The organism is Flavobacterium soyae, from assembly GCF_021245985.1.
Taxonomy (GTDB): Bacteria; Bacteroidota; Bacteroidia; order Flavobacteriales; family Flavobacteriaceae; genus Flavobacterium; species Flavobacterium soyae.
Genome location: NZ_JAJQXA010000011.1, coordinates 101,612 through 116,741, shown reverse-complemented (window position 1 = coordinate 116,741; position 15,130 = coordinate 101,612). Strand labels below are relative to the sequence as shown.

At 30.5% G+C, this 15,130-nt stretch carries 13 protein-coding genes and 1 pseudogene; 12 read left to right on the top strand and 2 right to left on the bottom strand.

All coding sequences use genetic code 11. The annotated features are described in order from the left end of the window. The first annotated feature begins 45 nt into the window (after positions 1-45). From LUU93_RS14975 to LUU93_RS14965, 3 genes and pseudogenes are all read left to right on the top strand, one after another. Positions 46-1,710, top strand: a complete 1,665-nt coding sequence (locus LUU93_RS14975) for a hypothetical protein (RefSeq protein ID WP_232681968.1) — start codon at positions 46-48, stop codon at positions 1,708-1,710. Positions 1,711-1,790: 80 nt separating this feature from the next. Next, positions 1,791-2,030, top strand: a pseudogene (locus LUU93_RS14970) (HlyD family secretion protein); the annotation flags it as partial. Between the two features lie 683 nt (positions 2,031-2,713). Further along, positions 2,714-4,276, top strand: coding sequence for a peroxidase, FMP-type (locus LUU93_RS14965; protein ID WP_232681967.1), 1,563 nt, complete (start codon positions 2,714-2,716; stop codon positions 4,274-4,276). Between the two features lie 80 nt (positions 4,277-4,356). Here LUU93_RS14965 and LUU93_RS14960 read toward each other — a convergent pair whose 3' ends face one another. Together LUU93_RS14960 and LUU93_RS14955 are read right to left on the bottom strand one after the other, a co-directional pair. Continuing rightward, positions 4,357-5,268, bottom strand: coding sequence for a DUF6694 family lipoprotein (locus LUU93_RS14960; RefSeq protein ID WP_232681966.1), 912 nt, complete (start codon positions 5,266-5,268; stop codon positions 4,357-4,359). 61 nt (positions 5,269-5,329) lie between these two features. Then, positions 5,330-5,992 carry a hypothetical protein gene (locus LUU93_RS14955; protein WP_232681965.1) on the bottom strand — a complete coding sequence of 221 codons (663 nt, stop codon included), beginning with the start codon at positions 5,990-5,992 and terminating at the stop codon, positions 5,330-5,332. Between the two features lie 362 nt (positions 5,993-6,354). Between LUU93_RS14955 and LUU93_RS14950 the strand changes: the two genes are divergently transcribed. The 9 genes from LUU93_RS14950 to LUU93_RS14910 all read left to right on the top strand — a co-directional run bounded on the left by LUU93_RS14950 (position 6,355) and on the right by LUU93_RS14910 (position 15,121). Beyond that, positions 6,355-7,104, top strand: a complete 750-nt coding sequence (locus LUU93_RS14950; RefSeq protein WP_232681964.1) for a LytR/AlgR family response regulator transcription factor — start codon at positions 6,355-6,357, stop codon at positions 7,102-7,104. Continuing rightward, positions 7,104-9,035, top strand: coding sequence for a sensor histidine kinase (locus LUU93_RS14945; protein WP_232681963.1), 1,932 nt, complete (start codon positions 7,104-7,106; stop codon positions 9,033-9,035). The genes LUU93_RS14950 and LUU93_RS14945 overlap by 1 nt, the downstream gene beginning before the upstream one ends. 191 nt (positions 9,036-9,226) lie before the next feature. Next, positions 9,227-9,919: a hypothetical protein gene (locus LUU93_RS14940; RefSeq protein WP_232681962.1), complete on the top strand. Its 693-nt coding sequence runs from the start codon at positions 9,227-9,229 to the stop codon at positions 9,917-9,919. 11 nt (positions 9,920-9,930) lie between these two features. Then, the gene (locus LUU93_RS14935) at positions 9,931-10,644 is read left to right on the top strand and encodes a DUF1266 domain-containing protein (RefSeq protein ID WP_232681960.1); all 714 of its coding nucleotides are present in this window, start codon (positions 9,931-9,933) and stop codon (positions 10,642-10,644) included. A 147-nt stretch (positions 10,645-10,791) separates the two neighbouring features. Beyond that, positions 10,792-11,091 carry a hypothetical protein gene (locus tag LUU93_RS14930; RefSeq protein WP_232681958.1) on the top strand — a complete coding sequence of 100 codons (300 nt, stop codon included), beginning with the start codon at positions 10,792-10,794 and terminating at the stop codon, positions 11,089-11,091. Between the two features lie 6 nt (positions 11,092-11,097). Beyond that, entirely contained in the window at positions 11,098-11,676 is a 579-nt protein-coding gene (locus LUU93_RS14925; RefSeq protein WP_232681956.1) for a peroxiredoxin family protein, read from the top strand. Between the two features lie 141 nt (positions 11,677-11,817). After that, positions 11,818-12,279 (top strand): hypothetical protein, encoded by a 462-nt coding sequence (locus LUU93_RS14920; RefSeq protein ID WP_232681955.1) that lies wholly within the window; start codon positions 11,818-11,820, stop codon positions 12,277-12,279. A gap of 254 nt (positions 12,280-12,533) precedes the next feature. Then, positions 12,534-13,487, top strand: a complete 954-nt coding sequence (locus LUU93_RS14915; protein ID WP_232681954.1) for a hypothetical protein — start codon at positions 12,534-12,536, stop codon at positions 13,485-13,487. Between the two features lie 365 nt (positions 13,488-13,852). Beyond that, positions 13,853-15,121, top strand: coding sequence for a hypothetical protein (locus LUU93_RS14910; RefSeq protein ID WP_232681953.1), 1,269 nt, complete (start codon positions 13,853-13,855; stop codon positions 15,119-15,121). The last annotated feature ends 9 nt before the right edge of the window (positions 15,122-15,130 follow it).

Here is a 15,130-nt window from a genome sequence, read left to right as displayed (position 1 = left end):
CATTTTTAAAAGAACTTAATTATAAATTTAAAACAACATGTAATTATGACTCCTATCAAGGTAAATGGAATTAATAATTTGACTAAATTTTTTATTTTAATATTTTTTTTATTTCTCATAATGGGATGTAAAACCATAAAACAAGAAATTCTTAGTCATAATTATATTGTAGGCGAAAAAAATAAAGGTGATTTATTTTATAACGACTCTATTGATGTTTCTATCGATTTTTTAGAGAATACCATTTATGATGATCTTTCTAAGATTAAAAGAAGCAGTTTCAAAAGTGAATTGAGAGGTATTAAAGAGGTTTCTGTTGACAATTTAATTTTAAGTAGTAAAAAAATAGATGATGAAATGAAAATGTACTATTTTTTTGAAAAAGTAGAAACTCCAATTGATACATTATTGCATGAAAGACTTATAAAAAATGATATTATAAATGGAGTAGTAATATGTGAAAAACAAAAAGGTAGAAAAAAAATAATTTGTGTTACAAAATCTTTGAAAAATAGAGATGATGTTTTGAGGATAAACAATGAAAATATGAAGAGAGTTTATTTAGATTCTACTAATTTAAAAAAAATTACATCTTTTAATATTTTTAATTATTATACGAATAATTGTATAAACTTTCTTCAAGGAAGAGATAAGCTGCAAAAAGCGCCATTTACAAATCCTAAACGAAGTATTTGGAAAAAGACATTTATTATGACTCTTAATTCTTTTATGTCAAATAATAAAGAATATGATGAATTGATAAGTAATCATGAAAATGAAAAAGATCACTTTGATAAAACAATAGAGTTTGCATTATCATTAAAGGGGGTTAAAAAAAATGATTCTGTTTTTACATCAATTTCAGAACTGGCAAAAAATAATCAAGTTATTATGCTTAATGAAGATCATTTTTATCCAAAACACAGATTATTTGCGATGCAGCTTTTAGATGTTTTAAAACAAAACGAATTTACATATTTATCAATTGAAGCATTTACTCCTAATAGAGAAGGAGATACTACAATTATCCCTAACTCTAAAAACGGTCTATATACTAAAGAACCTTATTTTGGACACTTTATAAGAAAGGCAAAAAAAATGGGATTTACTATTGTAGGACACGAAAATTATGACAGTAGTATTGACAGGGAGATTGGACAGGCAAAAAATATAATGAAGATATTAGAAAGAGACCCAAAAGCAAAAATATTTGTTTATGCTGGTCATGGACATATAGAAAAAGAAGGAGAGAGACGTCATATGGCAAGTTATTTTAGAGAATTCTCTAAAATAAATCCTATTACAATCAACCAAGAAGCATTAATTAGTAAAACAAAAGAAAATCTTGTTTTAATCCCCAAATCAGTTTTTGAGAAGGATACTTTAATGAAATCTAGTGCAGATTATTTCGTAGTAAATAATCTGGAAACAAATTTAACTAGTATTTATCCTGATAAAGTTTTCAAAACAGTTTTTGTTCAAAACAATGATTTTAAAAAATTTAGAAAAGAAGAATTGTTACTAGAAATTTATAATGGAAATGAATATGAACAAACTAAGAATATAGATTTATTAATCCCCATCTCTGCATCTCTTGTAAAGACAAAAGGGAGTAAGATTCGGTTTAGTTTGCCAGTAGGGAAATATTATGTTGTAGTAAAATCAGCAAACAATCAGAGATTTAAATTTGACAATTTTGAGGTTAAGTAATGTCTGTTTTTTTTCATTTTATAAACAAGCAGATTTTAAGGATTGCGGTCCTACATGTTTAAAGATAAAATATTTGTCTTAATTTTCCGGACAGGGAATTTGGTGTTTTAAAAGGCAGAATTCAGAACATTTCTCTGGTTCCGGATAAAGACGGAAATCTATTGGTTGATGTTGCACTGCCAGACGGACTGCATACTTCTTATAACAAACAAATTTTGTTTCAGCAGGAAATGAAAGGAAGTGCCGAAATCGTAACCGAAGATTTACGCTTAATCGAAAGAATCTTGTATCAGTTTAAAAGTATTTTTGAGCAGATATAAATTCATCAGAAATTAAATATATTGTAAATGAAAATTAACCTATTTTAAATTTTATTATGAAAACTATTTTGACACGGATTGAAAATTATGTGAAAGTACAGCCAAATAAATTTATAATCTATGTTATAATTACAGCCTCTGTGCTTTTTTATTTCGGATTTATTTTTGGAAGATCTTTTGCAGATTTATCTTAAAGTTACAGGCCGAAAAAAGTTGTGTACAATACAACTTTTTTCGGCTTATCAAAAATCATTTTATTAAATAAAATAGCAAGTTTTTATTTTATTACTTTGGTTATATTTTGTTGCAAACATTATCAATAGAAATGAAAACTTATTAATGTTTTTATTACCAGATGGGCTAAAAATAGCGTACAAAAAGAAGATAATTGTATCTGGGAATATAATTATATTTGCAATTATTTTTTTATCAAATCAAAGCCTTTTGTCAGCAGTAAGGAGTTTATTAATTAAAGCCAGTACAGTTACTTTATACTTCCGCATATTATCTCATCCTTTATATAATTTGTTTTGTGACGAATAATTTCCGTTTTGTGTCATTTTTTTATAATTGATTTTCTGTCTCCAGTAATTTAGACTTATGGCAGTGCTTTTTTATATTGTTCTAAAAGTACGTCTGTTTTTTTGAATACCCGGATTTGCTAATTAAAAAAAAATAAAACTATGCTAAAACGAAAGAACCTTGCTGATGGGATAAATTTACCTCATATAGCTGAAAATTTAAATGTAAATAAAAAAGAACTATTATCTGGAACTGCAAAGGCAAAGGGCAGTAAAGGAATATTAGGGGATTTGATGGATGGATATACAAAAGTTCAAATTGAGGATCCAATCAGGGCTTTTCATGAAAATAATCTGCAGCAAATTGTAAACAATGTAGATTACGGTGTGCTGAAAGTATTACAAGGAACCTGGGTGAGCTACAATCATAACGGACAAAATGATAGAAAATTAACAGGAAGCGGTATACATACCACCATTATGCCGTCGCCGGGTACAAATGCAGGAACGATTCCCGGAAAATATAGTTTTGAATGTGAAGAGTATATAGAAAAACTAACATTTGATTTAGTGCCGGGAGGAGTTCGTAATCGCGGGGGTGCAAACGAACAATTTTGCGGAGCTGTTAAATATGAGCAAAGTATAAAAAGCGTCAATACTGTACCGGGTGATGAATCTTTAAAATATACTCCAATTCACGAAGAAAACGGTATGTACTTATGGTTAAGTGATATATTTAATTATGCAGCCACCGAAAAAACGATTAAAGAAGACCGCGGTGTACACGCTGTATCACCAAAAAATCCGAATAAAAATTTATATAAAAGCGGCTATCAGGACGAAACTCTTTTTTTGATTGTAAATGATCTGGGCAAGAAAGAATATGTAACGCTGGAAAATTTAAACGGAAGACAGTATTCTGAAATTATAGCATCTAAAGAACTTAAGCCCGGATCCGGTCAAACAGGGCCTTATTTTATACCTGATTATTCTATTTCACGAAGCGGCGTAATTCCGCATGGAAGTACCATAACTTTATTAGGAGATATAAGTCCGGACAATTCAGGTTATTTAATTGAAGGCGCTCCTCAATTTCCACATGGAAATGCAGCCTGGAAATACGATCATCTTTCCATTTCAAGAACTATGGGCGGAGCGGGTGCAAGCGAAGCCAAACCTATAAATTTAGATCAGCCGCCTCCTGCCTGGGTATTTGAAAAACTTAATGATAAAAATGATAAGGGAGAGAATAAAATCTATACACAGAGAATATTGGCCCATTCTTTATATCCTTATTCAGTAAGACCTGATTTACGTCTTCGTGATTCCATTAAAGGAGAAACTATAAAAAATCATGTACTTATTGAGTTATCATCCAAAAATAAAACAGGGGCGCAAGGGGGTATATTAAATGTTCCGTTTGTAAATCGTTTTGTTAGTACAGTTGAAATGAACATGAGAATGTGGATTGAAACAGTTGTAGAAAACGGAAAAGAAATCCTTCAGCTGCAATACGAACAGATTATATTTTTTGAATTTGATTTTGGAGATGACGGCGGTACTACAAGCTGGCCGCACATACAAGTAAATACGCTTCGCAAATTAGAAGATGTTTCTCCTGATCAAAAACGTTTAATCGAAGAGCAGTTTCCAAACCCTGCAATTAAATCTTCTGCTGTAAGTGGATCTTCTGCACCATCAGGATGTCCTTATCATAAAGAGTAATTTTAAAAAGCCACGGTATTTTGTATTGAAATGCCGTGGATTTTTTAATAGTTGTAAAATTACTTATGATGTCTTACTTACTATTGTTCAGTCAATTCTAACTCATCCAAAGTCCCTTTTACAGATTTTAGTTCCTCTAACTTTGTCTGGTTATTTTTAATTTCGTTATTAATTTGTTCTATACTTATTTTTGGCATCTCGATTTTTTTTCCATTAGGAGTTAAGGCCAGCACAGTAACGTTTAATACCAAATCATAATCGGATAGATTTGGATTATCAACGGGATATTTTTGAGCATTCCATAATTTAGGATTGGTTTCTTTGGTTTGCCCTAATAGAATATTTTCGGTTATTACCTCTCCATTTTCCAATATGCTTTCACTGTTTCCATTAACAATAATTTCAGATTTAAGAACTTCGTTATTTGATTTTTTTCTGATTTCAAACTGGATTGTTTTAGGACCGATGAGTTTATTTTTACCAATGTATTGATAACTGACTTCTAATTCGGGAACCATTTCATCAAAAAAACTGGTTTTATTTAATTTCGTCTCGCTGATTCTAAATAGATTTAGTGTCTTTTTAGTATTTGCGATTTCGTTTTTTTGAAGAGTTAAGTGATCAATTTCATTAGTTAATTTTTCAACTTCCTTTTTGTTCCGGGTTTTTAAAATATCTTCTGCTAAAGTTATAACCGAAGAAAATGATAAACCATCAATCATTTCCAAAGAAATTTTGTTGAAAGATTTATTATAGTACTTTTCAGGAGCTTCCCATTTTAATTTCATTGCTTCTAATGCGATCACGCGCAGCGCTTTTTCTAAATTAATTTTTTCACTTTGGCTGAGATTTTTTTCGATTTTCTCTCTCGAAGTTTTAAAATCCTGCTCATTTTTTCCGTTGAATTTTTCCTGGCAGCCATTAAAAATAAATGAAACGGATAGTAGCACAATAAAGCATTTTAACTGCATGAAGGCTGGTTTATTTGTCATTGTCAATTTTAATTTTACAGATTGGATTTAATCCTGTTTAGGATCTGAAATTTATAATATTTTACTGTTTATCGCCAAATTGTCTAAAAAGTTCATCCAGAAAAATTTTATAATCGAAACTTTCAAAAGTTGGCGGTGATTCTAATTTTATAGTATATGATTTTGTTGTTGACGGCATCTCATCTTCCATTGTATTAATAGTGGTTTCTTTAAGTATGCCGTTGGTTTGGTTTTTTGGAGTATAAATATATTCTGTATGTGAGCCTGCTCCCATAAAATAACCGGTAAATTCATGTAATTGTAAATCGTTATTTTGAAAAATAAATTCAAAAGAAATATGTCCGTTTGGACCAACGGCATATAAATCAAAAATTATTTTATTCTTTTCGATTTCGACATCTTCTGTATCAAATGCTTTATAATTATCATCATTATATTCAGGCGGCATTATGGTATAACTTTTTTTGTACAGTTCAAAACCTTGCTTTTTGCCTAATAAAATAATAGTAAGCCGCTGAAGGGATTTGCTTTCTTCATCGTTTTCCTGTAAGATCAAAACTTTGTCTTTAAAGTTGTCCTTATTTAGAAAACCAACAGCTTCATATTGAATCATATAATTGTTCTCTTCTAAAAATTGAGTTATTTCAGCATCTAAAGTATCTTTTTTTGGTACTGTTGATTCTAATTGTAACTGAGCCGCCTGTATATCTGTTGATTTTGACACAGGCATTTTTTTTATGGTGGCAGCTGATGATTTCCTGTTTTGACAAGCAGGTACCAATAAACTCAGGCAAACACCAAGTATAAAGTTTTTATAGATCATGATTTGTAATGAAAAGTAGAAATTACGGCATACAAATCTTAGAAAAAAAGTATTGTAAATTCAGGCAGATATAAATTCGCAGCAAGCTGCAGGAGATTCGGTGCTGTCTTTTTTAAATCCGTATCGATTTAAATAAAAAAAATCAGGCACAGCAGGGTTATTCAAAAGATTGAAATAAAAAATTATATATTCGTGCCTTAAATTTTATTCAAATGAAAGAAATCAATTCCTGAGTAATAATTTATTAACCACTATTCCATAATATGAACAAAATACGAACCCTGATTATTGAAGACGAGCCAGCGATAAGAAAAGAACTCCAATGGTTAGTTTCACAACAAGAATCCTTAAAGTTAGAAGCAATGGCGAGTTCAGTAAATGAATCATTGCAAATCATAAAAAATACAGAATTTGATTTGATTTTGATGGATATTCAGCTGACAGATGGTACGGCTTTCGATATTTTGAATCAGTTAGAACAGCCTTCTTTTCATATTATTTTTATCACAGCTTATAATCATTTTGCCATAAAAGCCATTAAGTACGGCGCACTGGATTATCTTTTAAAACCCATTGACAGTGATGAATTTGCAGCTGCAATACAAAAAGTCAGCAAAGTAAAACAGGTTGATTATATCACGCAGCTTAATTTTTTGAAAGAGTATAGTGCTGCAAAAACTATTGATATGAGTTCCAGTATTTGTATCACATCTTTAGACTGTATGCAGATAGTCCGGCTGAATGAAATTATATACCTTTCCGGCGAGGGGTCTTACACCCAAATTCACTTGGAAAATAAAAAAATAGTAACCGCTTCTAAACCTTTAAAATACTATGAAGATATCCTGCCAGGCGATTTTTTTATAAAAACACACCAGTCATATATTGTCAATAAAAACTTTATAGATAAATACATGAAAACAGGCATAATAGTTATGAGAAATCTTGCTGAAATTCCTGTTGCAACCCGCAGAAAAGATTTTGTTATAGATCATTTAAATCCTTTGAGATAATGAACAAAATTGTATTTTTTTTGCTGCTGTTTGTAATTTCCTGTCAGCAGAAACCGGGGAAAACAGTGATTAATCAGGAAAAAATGCTGGAGAATTTACAAGTAATGAGCGATAGCCTGGATCAAAATCCTCAAATCGACAAACTTGCTTTTTGGTCAGGTAAGCTCAAACAAAAAGATTTCTCAAAAACGGGTTCGGCTCTAGCTTATATACATTATAATCTGGCTAAAAATTTGGCAAAAAGCAATATAGACAGTTCCAAAAATCACATCAATATTGCTTTAAATTTAATAGAAAAAGAAAAAGGTTTCAATGCCCTTAAATTTACTGTTTACAATGGGGCCGGGTTAATTTCAGAACATGAAGGTAAGTTTTACCAATCGGTTTATTATTTTAATAAATCGGCAGCCATAATTATGAATGACGATTCGCTTAAATGCAAACCATTGGCAAAAGTGATCTGTTTACTTAATGCGGCTCAGGACAATAATAAAATCAGCCAGTACCCAAAGTCAATTGAACAAAACCAGCTTGCTTTAAAAATTTTAAAAAAAATGCCCGAAGATCATTATAAGTATAATTTCAGGGCATATTCGCAGTTGTTTACAGCCTGCGAAGAAAGTAATATTTACAAGGCAGATTCACTTCTTTTTTATCTCAAAAAGCTGAAACATATTTCTGTGAAAACTAATGATCCTATGCAGATTAGATTTACTAATGAGCATACGGCACACTATTATACATTGAGCAGTCAATATAATGAAGCGATACATTATTATAGTTTGGTAAAACAATACGATGCAGGAATTTTATCAGCCGATCCTGAAAGCCCGGTAGCGATTAAAAATCTTTACACGACTATAGCCAATCTTATTGACCTGCGTGTTCATGCTGAACAATTTCCTGAAGCAGAAGTCTTAATTAAACAGGCTGATAAAATTGAAGGCCGGCATTTACAGATATTATCTTATTATGAAAAATGCCTTAATAAACAGGCAAAACTGCACTATTATTTAGCTAAAGGAGATAATTTCAGAGCTCAGAACGAAACCAGCGAGGTATTGGAACTAAAAGATAATATCCTGCGAAATTCCGGTATTCAGGCTACAGAAGAAATGGCTACTATTTACGAACTCCAGGCCAAAGATAAATCTATTTACGGACTAAATAAAACTATTGATTATACTACAAATCGTCTGGAACGTAATAAGCTCTTGCTGTTTATTGTTGGTTTACTGGCACTGCTGGCAGTTTCATGGGTATTGCTGCTTTATTTTTTCCAAAGACAGAAAAGACAAAAACAGGAAAAAGAGAAAGTTTTATTGCAGCAGCAATTGCTGCGAACACAAATGGAACCCCATTTTATCTTTAATACTTTGTCGGCATTACAAAGTTTTATCAGGTTTGATGAAAAGGAAAAATCAATAAAATATTTAAGTCAATTCAGCAAATTGCTTCGAAGTTCTTTAGAATTGAGCCGAAAAAATTATGTTCCGCTCGATCAGGAGCTGGAGGCTATAGAAAATTATTTGAGCTTGCAGCAAATGCGCTTCGAATATGCATTCGCTTACGAAATAATAACACCAGATACAGATACTTCAGCATTATTAATTCCTCCTATGCTGATTCAGCCTTTTGTTGAAAATGCGATTATCCATGGTATTGGAAATCATTCTGATAAGGGGGCAATAATAATAGAAATCTTTTCGCAGGAAAACCAATTGCTGGTAAAAATCACGGATAATGGAAAAGGTTATGAGAGTACATCTAATGCAAAACCTAACCATCAGTCTTTGTCAGGAACTATAGCCAGAGAACGTTTGGCGATATTAGCGAAAGAAAACGCAATAAAGACAAATATAGAAATTATTTCTAATGAGAAGGGAACTGTTGTTTTACTTACACTCCCTGTAAGAAACCAGAGGTATTAATACGAATTTAAGAAGGATCTTTACGAATATCGATTTATCTCAGGCTAATCTATATCTACTTAAATTCACATTATCGTTTTTTTAAAATTTGTATTCTAAATATGATTATTAGGCTTATATATTTCTTTTTTAAAGATAAGTCTAAAAACGTAAAGAAGTATTTAAAAACAAATTAAGAAAACAAAAAATTTATGAACCCATTATTTTTAATTCCAGTTATATTGGTAATTGCAGGTGTATTTTTTATGATTTATATGAATAAAAAACACAAGGCTGCAAAATCAGAAATTGATTTAGATTTTGAACGAACTAAATATGACCAATACAAACAAGAACTGTTGACTCAGGATTTTTCACAATTAAAACAGTGGATGAAAGGTAAACCTATTGATGCGTTTACTTCTGCGTCTGTGCCTCAATCGACAAGTAGTAAAGTTCAGGAAATCGTAACTGATGGTATAAAAAATGCAGCATTATCTGCAATTGGTGTAAAACTTAGAAGAATAGAAACGGACTGTTTTTGGGCTTTGAGCGGAAACGATTTGCATTTCTTTAGTACTAATACAGCAGGCGAATTAGATGAACATATTGTTTTTGATAATTTCAGAATTGAAGATGCCAAACTTGAATATGGCGGTATCCTGAAATCGCAATTAGGTGTTTATTCCAAATCTTCGGAAGAATACTTACCAAAAACACATATTATCACTTTTAATATTGACGGTAGTCCGTTATCACTTGAAATTCACGACAGGCTTAATTATAGAACCGACCCGGCAGATATGTTAAATTTGAAGAAACAATTAGAAACAAGGGCTAAATATCAAGTAGTGGGCGAAAAATTTATAACCATTTTACAAAATAAAGTTCCTAATTTAAAATAGTGTAAATAGTTATGGGATTTTTTTCGAAAATTTTAAACTCATTTGAAGACATAAGATTAAACAAAAAAAATGAGGTAAGAGGTTATTTATTAGACCATTTACTTATAGGTTCAATGTATGCAGAACAACAATCGGCATACCTGAATTCTTATGAAACAGGTTTAAATAAATCTGATGTTGGTAAATTAGTCGAAACCTACTGGGGGATATATAATCAAAACCAAGCGATTGAAATTCTTCAAAGCCTGCACAACAGGAATCAAGATGAAAATATGAATATTGTTTACAAAGCATTTGAGGATAGAGAAAATTATGTTGACATTTTAAAATCAAACCTGCCAAACGAAAACGACATATTTGAATATTATTTGAACCTGTTTAGAAAGCTAAATAATATTGTTCCAGAATTAATCGAACAGAAAATTATCACAACTTTTTCCCAGCTAAAAAAGACAAAAGACAGCGGCTGGAATTATGGAAGAGGTGTTTTTTTAGCACGCTGTTGTTATGAATTGGGTTATCTTTCAGAAAATGAACTTAAAGAATATTTGGCAAAATCTTACTCCGATTTAAAAAAATACTGCAGCACCTGGCAGGAATACACAACGAGCTATATTTTTGGAAGAGCAATTTGGGGTGGTGCAAATAACAATGGAATGGTGCAAATTGCAAATGACTTGCTGCATAACGACAATAGTCCGCTTAAAAATAAAACGTACATCTAATATATCAAATTAAGAAATCATGAAAAATATTGACATTTATACAGATTATCATTGAGAAGATAAATATCAGTAACAAAATCCCAAACTTCGCAAAGCCGCAGGACGTTAGTGTCATTTTGAAAATACACACCATTATCAATGAAAAATATGAAAGAAAAATTATTTGAACACATATTTTGGAGAACAGTTACAGGGCTTATTCCTCTTTTTTTGTTTGCCATGATTATTTTTAGTGACAAACAAAGCGGAAATGATTTCTTAGGTTCAAACTTTGTGCAAATGATTTTAGGTTTTGGAAGTCTTATTCTTTGGAGTGCCTGGATTATTATTGAGGCAATTATATTATTTTTTAAAAAGCGAACACCTTTTGTTTATGCAAATATTATATTATTTGTCATAGTTATTTCAATCTATATTTTAGAACTCTATATCAACCATAATTACTGATTTAGGATGAATAAAATTTTATTACTGCTTGCAATTTTACCGTTTTTGATTTCTTGTCAAAATAAGAAAGAACAAAAGGATAATAATTTAGAAAAACTCCAAAAGCAAGTTCAGGAGTTAATGAAAAATCAAATTGATTTTTTTATGAATGGAACACCAAAATATTTTTCTGCGAAAACCGTAAACGGTAAGCTATTTAACTCTCAGGATTTTAAAAACAAAAATTTGGTGGTATTTATCTACGACAAATCCTATTTAAAAAAGAGTGACACATATGATATGACTAAAGAATTAAATGAAATTTATAATTCATATAAAGACAAAATCAAGTTTGTTGGTATAATTGAAGGCTATGTTGAAAACCAAAACGAACTGAATGAATATTTGAAAAAATCTAAAATTTTATTTGAGCAGATTGATAACACAAAATCGCATGACAAACCTGAAATCTTAAATTATAATATGTACTGCAGTCCGGCAAAAATTCTTATTAACTCAAACGGAAAAGTAATTCATTCTTCTTGTGGCGGCGGAAACAGTTATGAATTAATACAAAAATTAGACAGCATAAAAAACTTCCGCTAACAAAGGTTTGATATCAGGAGAGCTGAAGTGCAAAGCTTTTCAATTGAACTTTAGTTATAATATCATTTTTTAGGTTTTGATTTTCCATCTGAACGCAACGCACCAAAATGTTCCCTAAAGCTTTAAAACCAATATTTCAAAATGAAATATACAGTCTTTTTATTCGGCTTTGTTTTTTGTCTCTTTCCTTTCAAAGATTTTGATATACAATGGGTTGAAAATCTTGATGGTGATTTTTCTTTTTCACGAAAACATAGTTTGAAATGTGAAGCCTGGTGTTATGAGTATGCAGGTGCCGACGAAATGAAAGCAAAACGATTGAGCAAAGACACTATTGAATGTTATACTCTCGCAAATACAGCTACCCATTCTACGTTAAACTTTTATATTATTAATAATGTCGTCAGCAATCCAAGAATTGAACTGAATAGCATCGTTGATGGAAAACTAATATATGAATGTAATGAAGGCAATATAAAAATTGACAAAAAAGCGATGCAGAAAGGAATTTTAAAAGCTGAATTTGATATGAAGTTTGACCATCCTGAAAATCCGGCTAAATTAATGTTCTGGAAGGGGAAAATCTATACGAAGATAAATTAAGCCCAACTGATATACTATGGTTTTATTGACTCTTCTGGTAAAAAAAAAACAGAGCTATTAATACGGATTTAAAAAAGATCTTTACAAATATCGAATCATCTCAGGCGAATATATATCTACTTAAATTCACATTCTTTTTTTATTAAAATTTGTATTCTAAAGATTTAATTTTTCAGCCAAAGAATGCATAGTAAAAACGTCAGACTTAGCTCATAGATACTTACAGAACTGAATTATTTGAAAATTATAAATACATGAAAAAAAGACAAAATATCTTGTTACTCATTTTGTTAACATCTTTAAGCGTATTGGCTCAGGATGTACAGCCTTATCTTGGATGTTATCGTGGTTCAGGAAATGCCCGTTTGATTTTAGCAGAAAATAATGCTTTTTATATAATTGCCTATGCAACTTTTATACAAGGTTCCTGGCACAAAGAGAGCGATCAGATCATATTGAATCCCCAGAATCCTGAGCATTTTTTTGAATTATACGGGAGATATAACCCTAATATCAAGGAGGGCTGTAAAATAAAATTTGATGGTTTTGACGAAAAAGAAACCTTTATAGGAAAAGCTGATTCAGATGCAATGCAGCGGGTTTTCAACAAGAACCCAAATTGCTTTAAAAGTGAGTATGTACATTATTTTAGTAAAGGAACTGATGCAATTTCTTTTGTTGATATAGTTTCAGAGAATATCAGGGATTATGACAAAAGAAATACTTTTAGTTTTTTATTAAACAAAAACAATGATTTTATTGCTGTTTACAATGACCCGGAACGTTACTATTACGAAATGATTTTTTCTATTACTAAAACTACAGACGGAATAATTCTGAATGGCAGGCAAAGGTTTGAAAAAATGAAAATTGATGATAAACTAAAAAAAGAAATGAAAGAAATTATGGAGATGGGTGAAACGCTTAAAGAGAAAAACAGCTTTTACTGCAATCCGTCTTATGGTGTTTTTGACGAGTCATCAATGAGTATACCACAGAATTACTCATTTAACAAATCTAAAAATGCCTATATCTCAAAGTATAATTACGAAAAAAATGAAGAGCTGTATCCCGAAAAAAAACAAGATGCTTATCATAGTATTGGAATCTTATATAAATATGATAAAATTTCGCCTGGTAAAATTTTGGTTAAACCATTTACAATAATAGAAAAAAGTCTTTTTACTGCTAAATGTAATGGTGAGTAATAAATTAACGGTTATGAAATTAAAATACCAAATTGTATTAAACTGTACTTTTCTTATGTCCTGTAATCAGTAAAATAAAATAGTCAACAAAAAAGAAATCCATAGTGAGAGAGGCTAAAAAGGGGGTTTTTAGACAAGAAAGAAAACGTCTGGATATGTGGGGATATCCAGTATGCTGCAAATTTTTTTGAAGATATTTTTTCTGCGAAGGCATCTGTAACGAAAATAGATGCTGGAAAATCTCTTGCTATGGGTCTTATTAACAGATAGATAAGTTATTAAAAATGAAGGATAAGTTTACAAAAAACTAATACAGAAGATTATATCATTTATAAAAATGGAAAGGCTGAAAAAAAAATAATATTTTGAAAATTACAAGAAATTTAATCTGTATTGTATCATGTTTGCTATTATTGTCAGCATGTTCTAAAAAGCTAATTACCAATAGTCCAGAGCCTGATGCTGCGCTTTATGAGATTAATAATAAAGAAGAAGTAACCTTGGTTTTCTTTAGTTCCGGAGAGGTTAATGAGCCAGGAAAGCATTTAGAGATATATAAACGATTTGCAGAAGCTTTTGAATCAATAGAAGAGGTACATGTACTTCGTATTAATGAGAATTGTGCTCTGGAGTTTAGGAATTATGGTTATTACTATTTTAACAATAATAGCGTTAAACTCAAATTTGGAATGATATTATCCAACGGTGTCGATGAACCAATTATCGAAACCAATCCAAATAATTATATTAAAGCATACGAATCTTATTTTAAAGTTCTATTTAATGACAAAGTTTATTATACAAGTATGCGAAAAGCAGAGGCAGCAAAGCGTCAGAAAGAATCACGACAAAAATTAGAGGAAAAATTTAAAGTGAATGAGAATTATGCTACTCTTTTGATAAAAAACTCAAACACCTCATATTACCCTAAAAACTCATTCAATTTAAGCTGTCTTAAGGGAAAAGTAATTGCTGAAGTTTTTACAGATAGTACCAGAAATACAAAGAGTATTATGCAATTAGAAACCGTGTATGACAAAAACGGCTTAACAAAACAATACTCGACCTTTATCAATGATGCGCTGTACTCCGAAGATGTATATTATAGAAATTCGTATAATTTAATTGACAGCATTGTACATAGAAACGAAAAAGGTGTGAAGTCCAAAGCTGTTTTTAAGTATGAGAAAAATCAATTCGCCATCATTTCTGTAGATGAAAAAGATGTAATGATTTCTAATATTTTTCATCTAAATGACAAATTTCAGTGCATAAAGAGCGAAACGGTAAACGGGAGCGGAGATGTAGTCCTTACTAATTTTTTTGAATATGATAATTTGAGGAGGATTATAAAAGAGACCGGTTCGACCCAAAAGATTCTGTACGAATATAAAAATCAACAAGAAGTTTTTTATTCTAATTTGAAGGTTTACAGCCTAAAAGACAATGTATTACTTTCAGAAAACATAAGATATAAAGAAGGAAACAAGGACATTTTTATATCAAAAAATAAAGATAAGCTTTTATCAAAAACTATATCATTAAATAATTCTAATGACTGTACTAAGATGGTATACAATTATGATTCGAATAAAAAATTGATTAACGTTTTTGAATATTTCTATAAAAATTAATGAAAAATG